This window comes from Methanobrevibacter sp. (assembly GCF_045577275.1).
Taxonomy (GTDB): Archaea; Methanobacteriota; Methanobacteria; order Methanobacteriales; family Methanobacteriaceae; genus Methanobrevibacter.
In genome coordinates, this window is sequence record NZ_JAZNIB010000033.1 from 1 (window position 1) to 8,427 (window position 8,427).

Here is an 8,427-nt window from a genome sequence, read left to right on the forward strand (position 1 = left end):
AGGACTTAGGTAAATTCAATGACTGTCCTAAAGGAAACGCATTGGTTAAATGTATAGTTAAAATTCAAGATAAATAGATAATATTATCAAGAAGCATTATTTGGTGTTAATTATGAGTCAAATGAAAAAGGATTGCGGTTATGCTGCAGCTGATTTGGTAAAAGACGGTCAAGTTTTAGGTCTTGGTACAGGTTCAACCACCCTTTACTTTATTGAAAAGGTAGGTATGAGAGTAAGGGATGAAGGAATTGAAGTCATTGGAATTCCAACTTCCTTCCAATCAAGATTGCTTGCTCGCAAATGGAACATTCCACTTACAGACCTTAGCGAACATGAAATAGATTTGGCTGTTGATGGTGCTGATGAAATCGATCCAGACTTCAATTTAATCAAGGGTGGAGGAGCAGCACACACATTAGAAAAGATAGTTGATTACTCTGCAAAAGAGCTCGTGATCATTGCAGATGAATCCAAGCTTGTAGATGTTTTAGGTGCTTTCCCACTTCCTATAGAAATCATTCCAGCTTCATTGAATCCTGTTACTAAAGCTTTAGAGGATATGGGCGGTAAGGTTGAAGTAAGAATGGGTCAAGCTAAGGATGGGCCTGTGATTACCGATAACGGAAACTTCATTTTGGATGTTGCTTTCGGCAAAATCGAAAACCCAATTCATATGGAAGATGAATTGAACACAATTCCAGGTGTTGTTGAAAACGGCTTGTTCACTGAAATGGTTGATAAGGTCATTATCGGTTCTAAAGATGGTGTAAAATACTTATAGTTTTATGCCGTTTTTCTTTTTTTTTATTTTTATTTTTTCTATTCTATTTTTTCTATTCTATTTTTTCTATTCTATTTTTTTGAGTTAATTAATTAGCTTTTTTTTAAATCATTTACTTACTTAAAGAATAGTATATATAATAGAATTGAGAAAATTTAATATAATTCTAATATTAATTAATTCTCTTTTAAATTAATTTTTATTCAATAATTTTTCAAATTTATTCATTATGTTTAAAATTGATTAATCTTATCTTATTAATTTATTAGAATGTTTATATTCCAAAATTCAACTAACTATAAAGAATAATGTATTTATTCAGGATTTGAGCAAATGAAAGTTGTTATTGTAGGTGGGGGAGCTGGAGGAATATCCACAGCTTCAAACCTTAGAAGATTAGATAAAGAAGTTGAAATTATTGTACTCACAAGAGATAATCATGTATCCTATTCTCCTTGTGCTATTCCTTACGTATTGTCAGATAATATTCATTCATTTGATGATATTGTAATGAGGACTGTTGACGATTATAAGGCAAAAAACATTGATGTAATGCTTGAGACTGAAGTCACTGCAGTTGACTCAGCTAAAAAGACAATTACCTACTCCACCAAAGATGGTGTAGAGAAGACCATGAGCTATGACAAATTGGTCTTGGCTACTGGTGGAAGTCCATTCGTGCCTCCTATGAAAGGAGTTGATTTGGATGGTGTATTCAAGATAAGAACCTTGGATGATGGTAAAAGAGTCAAGGAATGGTCTCAAAACTGTAAAAGCGCTTTGGTTACCGGTGCAGGATTGATTGGTATTGAAATAGCCTATGCATTCAAGAAGATGGGCCTTAAGGTAACATTATGTGAAATGTTGCCTCAAATCGTTCCACGTTCCCTTGACCCTGATATGGCAGGAATAATCACAGACTATTTGATTAGTGAAGGCATTGATGTGGTTTTAGGCCAACCTATCATTGAGCTTAAAGGCGAAGAGGGCAAAGTGAAGACTGCAGTGTTTGAAGATGGAACTGAAGCGGATGCAGATATGGTCATCTTGGCTACTGGTGTAAGAGCAGAATTGGATCTTGCTAAAATGGCTGGCTGTGACTGTGGAAGATGGGCTGTTCTTGTAAATGACAGAATGGCAACAAGCGTTCCAGATGTCTATGCAGTAGGTGACTGTGTGGAATCATACAGTGCAATACTTAGATCAAATACCGTTTCCCAATTAGGTACAACTGCTGTAAGGCAAGCAAAAACCTTGGCACAAACTCTTGCAGGAAAACGTTCCAGATTCAATCCTGTTTTGAATTCCATGGTTACTAAGGTAGGTAATTTAGAGTTTGGAGCAGTTGGTCTAACCCGTAGCTTTGCTCAGCAAAACAGCATCAAGGCAGTTGTAGCAAAGGTTGAAGCATTGACAAGGGCAAGATACTATCCGAATGCAAAGCCAATGAACGTTAAGGTCATCTGTGATGCAGATGGTACTATCATCGGATGCCAAATCATTGCAGAGGAAAGGGTGGCTGAAAGAATCGATACCATGACTTTAGCCATTACTGAAGAGCTTACATGCTTTGAATTAAGCAATATGGAGTTTGCTTATGCACCTCCAGTATCTATGGTTATTGATCCATTGGTAATGGCTGTAGAAGAAGTAAGTAAGAAGTTTGATAATTAAATAAACTTTTTATTTATTTTTATTTTCTTTTTTTATTATTTTTGCTAATTTTCACATTATTGTTTCTTTTTTTAGCATATTTGCAATGTTTAATTTTTATTTTTGCTAATTTTCACATTATTTTTCTTATTTTATAATTTTTTAAATTGGATATAATGTCTTATTTTGACTTTAATTTTACAAATAAGTATTAATTTTACGATTTACTTATTATGTTGTATGGTAAACTAAAAATTCTAATTAAAATGTATTTTTATCAAAAAAGAAAGGTTTATATACTTTTAAATATAAAATAAAGATTAAATAATAAGTTTGGAGGGTAATTATGAAAAATAATTCAAATTACTCTCAAGTTCCATCTAGATTTGATACTGAAGATGAGATATTTATCATATGCATGTCTGAGACAGAAGAATTTCCACAATATATTACCAATTTCAATGATATTGTCGGCAGATATGACAATAGGTTAATATCTTTGGATTATAAGAATTTAAGCTTGGATTCAGTTAGGCAAAGGCTAAATGGAGATTTGATAAATATTGAACATCATTCCTTCATAAATTCCAGATTGATGAGGAGAAATTATCAATATTCAGTAATTCTGCATTCGAATTCTGGAAAATATGTTCATCCCTTCATTTTTTATACTGGCTCTTTGCCTGTTGAAAAAGTTGATTACCTAAATGATGTGATGATTTTCAATCCGAATTGGTTCATCACAAGAGAAGTGGATGGAAATATTCGATTAAACAATATTCTTTATAAGATAAATGAAAATATTAAATTGAATGTTTATGATTGCTTTGATTTGATCTGGCTTCCAAAATTTAACATTAATATGGAATTTGATGAGTGTGTACTAAAGTGTATAAGTTTGTTGAAAGATATTCCCATGGACTATAAATTAAGATTAATTGTAGAGAAATCCTATTCTTTGTGGCTGGGAAAATCTGTACTTGATGAAAATGAATTAGAAAAAGCAAGGATGTGTTTTACTATGTCTGAATTAAAACTTAGGCCGTTTGAAGAGCAGTTTAGAGATGCAATGATGGATAATAGATTTAGAAGAGGTATCGATATAAGTGAAAGTAAGTTGATTCCAGTTCTTTTAAAGTTTAAAAGTCCTGAAGAGATTTCTAAGGAATGTGATATTCCATTGGAAAGAGTTTTAAAATATGTGGAAATGAGTAAATAATAAGCTAATTTTATTCATTTTCAATCTTCATAAATTAAAACTTAATACTTTTTATTTTTTTTAACCAAACTATTTTTTTTATTTTTAATTTTTCTAACTCTATTTGCAACACTTAATTTTTATTTTTGCACTATTTTTATAAAAATCACTACTTATTTATATTACTGTAAATATATAATATATTGATAAATGTTTTATTATAATATTATAATTATTCAAACTTAAAAAGCATTTAAAAATTAATTAGAAATACTATAAGATTTATTGGAGAGGATTTAATTGACAAAAATATTTATTTCATGTGCACTTCCATATGCAAATGGACCATGTCATTTAGGACATTTGAGATCCACATATATTCCAGCTGACATCTATGCAAGATACAATCGTATGGCTGGAAATGAGGTATTGATGGTATGTGCAACTGACGAGCATGGTACTCCTATTGCAGTAAAGGCAGATGCTGAAGGCAAAGAGCCTATTGAGGTTGCAAAACGTTACCATGACATGATTGTAGAAGACATTAATAGCTGTGACATTTCTTTTGATAACTTTGCAAGGACAACTGATGAGATTCACTATCAAATCTCACAGAACTTCTTCAAATACCTTTATGACAAAGGCTTGATTTATGAGGAAACCATCCAACAGCTTTACTGTGAAAACTGTGAAAAGTTCTTGCCAGACAGATATGTTGAAGGAATCTGTCCTGTCTGCGGTGCAGAAGCAAGAGGAGACCACTGTGAAGTTTGTGGTAGAGCATTGGACCCTATTGAACTTGTTGAACCTAGATGTTTGACTTGCGGTAACACTCCAGTCATTCGTGACAGTACACAGTACTTCTTCAAATTAAGTCATTTCCAAAAGCCTCTTGAAGAATACATTAGCACAAACCCATACTTGCCTCCAAACGTAAGGAACTATGCTCAAAACTGGTTGAAGGAAGGTCTTCAGGACTGGATCATGACCCGTGACATGAAATGGGGTATTCCAGTACCTTTGGAAGGTGCAGAAGGCAAGGTCATTTACGTATGGGGAGAAGCATTCATTGGTTACATGTCCTCTGCTGCAGCATGGTCTAGAAGAACAGGCATTCCATGGGAAGACTATTGGAACGGACACGTTGTTCATTTCATCGGTAAGGATATCATTTACCACCACTCATTGTTCTGGCCTGCAATGTTGCTTGGACGTGACTGCAAATTGCCTGATGACATCTTTGCAGGAGAGTTCCTTTCCCTTGAAGGCAGAAAGATGTCCACCAGCAAAAACTGGGTTGTTTGGGTGGCAGACTTCGTAAAGGACTTTGATTCAGATTTGCTTAGATATTACCTTACAATCAACGCTCCATTGAATAAGGACACAGACTTCTCTTGGGATGAGTTCCAAAGAAGAGTAAACGATGAATTGGCGGATGTAATCGGTAACTTCCTCCACAGAACATTCACTTTCACCAAGAAGTTCTTTGATGGAAAAGTGCCAGAATATAAAAACCCAAGTGAAGCTGACTTGGAATTTGAACAAGCAATCAAGGAATTGCCTGATAAGGTAGGTGAATTGATTTCTGAAATGAAATTTAGAGAAGGATTGGTTGAAATCATATTGACTGCCAAAAAAGGTAACAAGTACTTCAATGATCAAGAGCCATGGAAAGCTGTAAAAGAGGATATGGAAAAGGCTTCAAACTGCTTATACTTATCTAATCAATTATGTAAGGCAATGGCTGTACTATTAAAGCCTTATATTCCAAACAAGGCAGATGCAATCTGCGAAATAATCAACATTCCAACTGAAAACACTTGGGATGATGCTAAGGTCTTCTTGGAAACCGGCCATGAAATCAACAAGGCTAAACCATTATTCAAGAAGATTGAAGATAAAGTGATTGAAGCACAAAAGGAAAAATTATACAAGAATTTGGAGAATCAAGAAAACGAATCTGAAGATGATAAAAAGGACGACAAGAAGAGTAAAGAGTCTAAAGATGAAGGTGAAAAGATGGATTTAATTAGTATTGACGAATTTGCTAAAGTGGAAATCAAGATAGGAAAAATCTTAGAATGTGAAAAGATTGAAAAATCAAACAAATTATTGAAAACTCAAATTGATATTGGTGACAAAACCATTCAAGTAGTTGCAGGATTAGGAAAAAGATACGCTCCTGAAGATTTAATAGGCAAAAAAGTGCCTGTAGTAACCAACTTAAAACCAGCTAAATTGATGGGTGAAAAATCTGAAGGAATGATCATGGCTACTGAAAGTGCAGCTATCTTAACTCCTGATGATTGTGAAATCGGCGAATTGTTAATGTAATTTGTCTTTTTAATAGTGATTGTGAAATCGGCGAATTATTGATGTAATTTGTCTTTTTCATATTTTTTTATCTAAAGAGATTACTTGAGAAAAGTGCAAAGCTTTTTATTAAACCAAGTTTATTAATAATATCCTATGTATAAATTCTTGGCGGCGGATTTATACAAGTCCTCACGGTGATATTATGGATGAATCATTAATGATAACAGAGTCTGAGAAGTTTTTAAATGAAATTGAGAAGGAAAGATTAGATTTGACTAATCTTAAAAAGGATTTTAAGGATTTAGAGTCCTTTTTAGAAATCTTTGAACTTCTTAAAGGTAATTTGGATAAGCTTCAAGACATGAAAGAGAATATGGATGAAAGGGGTTATACAGCCCCATTCAGATCATTGAATCGTTATGGTTCACGCCAAAGGGATGACGTCGATTTAGAGGAATTAGGTGAAATCAGCCGCTACAATCAAATCTTCAGAAACACTGCCTCTGCCAAGAAAAATAGTTTTGATAGGGTAAAATATGCAATTTCCGCTCATAGGATTGCTTTAGGCAATTTGGAAGAGTATGCAAAAATCAGATGCAAGGAATGTGGCAAATCATATCGTGTCAGCAGTTTCTTGGATGCTGGAAAAGTTTGCAAATGCGGTTGTGAAGATTTTGAATTTAAAATCAATCATTCTGGAATTCATAGGTTGGAAATAATACCATACCTTCCATTATCTGGAAATTATATGGTTTTGATGTCTGGATTGACAAGTTGGGGCAGAGAATCCTTCAAAAGGGTTTTAAATATTTTAAAGCAACAGAGAAAAGGGGTTGTCAAAACTGTCACACCTATAGTAAAATATAAGGAAAACGGAAGAACCATCACAAAAAGGGTACCTCTTGACAGTGAATTTGCAGATAGCTATGAAGATGAAGTCAGGAGAAGATTTGGTAAGGGAGTTCGTATTGAAAGATTGGAATTTCATAGAACCAAGCCAACAATAATAAATGATAAGCATACATGCACCAATTTGGCTTTAGCTTATGTAAAGCATGCTGAAGACATTGCAGAACGCCACGCAGATGAGATCTTTGAGGAAAAGATTAAAGATTTGGATAATCTCAAAATCTATGATGAGATAATCTATTCAGTCAATTTGGAAAAGCCTGAATTTATCGATCCTGCTGATTTGGAGGACTGGAGAAATGATAAGATAGAAAAGACCTTGGAGGAATTGGGTCTTATAGATAAATTCGGTCATCTGGACAGGAAATTGAAAAAGGATTTGAAGGAAAGGGATAAGATTAAAAGCAAAATCTTTGCGGATATTGCTCCAACCTTAATTCTTTGGGACATTTCCAAATATTATCTATGCACTTCTCAAGATAGGCGTAAGCGTTATGGTTCACCTTTCCCATACATTCGTGGAGATATTGACAGACAACAACGTAAGGTATTCCAAAACCCTCACACTCAAGTGGTTAAGCTCTTGCAGGATAAGGAAAAGGAACATATTTTGGCTGTTCCTGATATGGACTTGCTGCTTCATAAAAAATTCAAGTTTGAAGGAAACATCAAGAACTTGAACATCAAGTTGAATTATGCAGCTTTAGGTCCAGCTATTGTATTCACTAATTCCAATTATAGCATTAAGGATGTTTCATATGCCTTTAAAGTTGGTGAAAAGAGCATAAAACGTGAAATAGCAAATATGAAAGGAATCAAGAAGCCAAATACTAAACGTTCTAGGGATTTCATTGATTTGGTGAAGAATAAATCTTAGGAAATTAGTTGTTTTTGGTGCAAATCTAATTTTATTTCGAATTTAAAAAGGTGTTTTTCATGGTTGAAGACTTTGATGATTTCGATGATGACTTTGAAGATGATTGGGACGATACTGATGATTATGAGTATGATGATTCCGATGATTTTGAAGATTACGAGGATTATGAAGACTTTGACGATGAATACGAAGACTTTGATGATTTTGAAGATGATATTGATTTTGACAATCTAGACCCTGAATCCAAGGAAGAACTGGACATCTTTGATGAAAGGCCTTTGGAAGGAGAGAGGGAGTATGATATAAATGCTGTTGAAGTGCATATATCAACTCAATTGACATCAAGAAAAATTATTGAACTCTTGGATAATTATCCTTCTTTAAAGAGAATTACATGTCCTATGAGCATTTATAATAGAATTTCCCCTATTTATATTAAAGCATTAGACGAACAAGGAGTCTCTATTGAAGTGAAGTATAATTGGGGTAAAAAGAAATATTCTAAAACTCAAATCAATCAGGTCATTGATTTGTTCAACGAAGGAAAACGCTCAAAGAAGATTGCTTCCCTATTGGAAATGCCTGTTTCAAATGTTGAGTATATCAAATCCAAATACTTTGATAGGATTAATGTAAAGCATTATAAACGTAAATATGATGATGAATGCAGGTTAAAAGTAAAATCTCTTAAAG

Annotated in this window: 6 protein-coding genes; all 6 read left to right on the plus strand. The window is 33.7% G+C overall.

What is annotated here, in order from left to right; genetic code table 11:
- The first annotated feature begins 112 nt into the window (after positions 1–112).
- The gene (gene rpiA / locus ACKI67_RS01155) at positions 113–781 is read left to right on the plus strand and encodes a ribose-5-phosphate isomerase RpiA (RefSeq protein ID WP_407461557.1); all 669 of its coding nucleotides are present in this window, start codon (positions 113–115) and stop codon (positions 779–781) included.
- 333 nt (positions 782–1,114) lie between these two features.
- The gene (locus ACKI67_RS01160) at positions 1,115–2,455 is read left to right on the plus strand and encodes an FAD-dependent oxidoreductase (protein ID WP_407461558.1); all 1,341 of its coding nucleotides are present in this window, start codon (positions 1,115–1,117) and stop codon (positions 2,453–2,455) included.
- A 325-nt stretch (positions 2,456–2,780) separates the two neighbouring features.
- Positions 2,781–3,653 carry a hypothetical protein gene (locus ACKI67_RS01165; protein ID WP_407461559.1) on the plus strand — a complete coding sequence of 291 codons (873 nt, stop codon included), beginning with the start codon at positions 2,781–2,783 and terminating at the stop codon, positions 3,651–3,653.
- Between the two features lie 279 nt (positions 3,654–3,932).
- The gene (gene metG / locus ACKI67_RS01170; protein ID WP_407461560.1) at positions 3,933–5,966 is read left to right on the plus strand and encodes a methionine--tRNA ligase; all 2,034 of its coding nucleotides are present in this window, start codon (positions 3,933–3,935) and stop codon (positions 5,964–5,966) included.
- 184 nt (positions 5,967–6,150) lie between these two features.
- Entirely contained in the window at positions 6,151–7,734 is a 1,584-nt protein-coding gene (locus ACKI67_RS01175; RefSeq protein WP_407461561.1) for a DUF530 domain-containing protein, read from the plus strand.
- 59 nt (positions 7,735–7,793) lie between these two features.
- Positions 7,794–8,427: hypothetical protein (locus ACKI67_RS01180; protein WP_407461562.1), on the plus strand; the 634-nt coding region annotated here is incomplete at its 3' end.

Coding starts and splice junctions, on each gene's coding strand:
- rpiA (WP_407461557.1), top strand. CDS start 113: ATGAGTCAAATGAAAAAGGATTGCGGTTATGCTGCAGCTGATTTGGTA.
- ACKI67_RS01175 (WP_407461561.1), top strand. CDS start 6,151: ATGGATGAATCATTAATGATAACAGAGTCTGAGAAGTTTTTAAATGAA.
- ACKI67_RS01165 (WP_407461559.1), top strand. CDS start 2,781: ATGAAAAATAATTCAAATTACTCTCAAGTTCCATCTAGATTTGATACT.
- ACKI67_RS01160 (WP_407461558.1), top strand. CDS start 1,115: ATGAAAGTTGTTATTGTAGGTGGGGGAGCTGGAGGAATATCCACAGCT.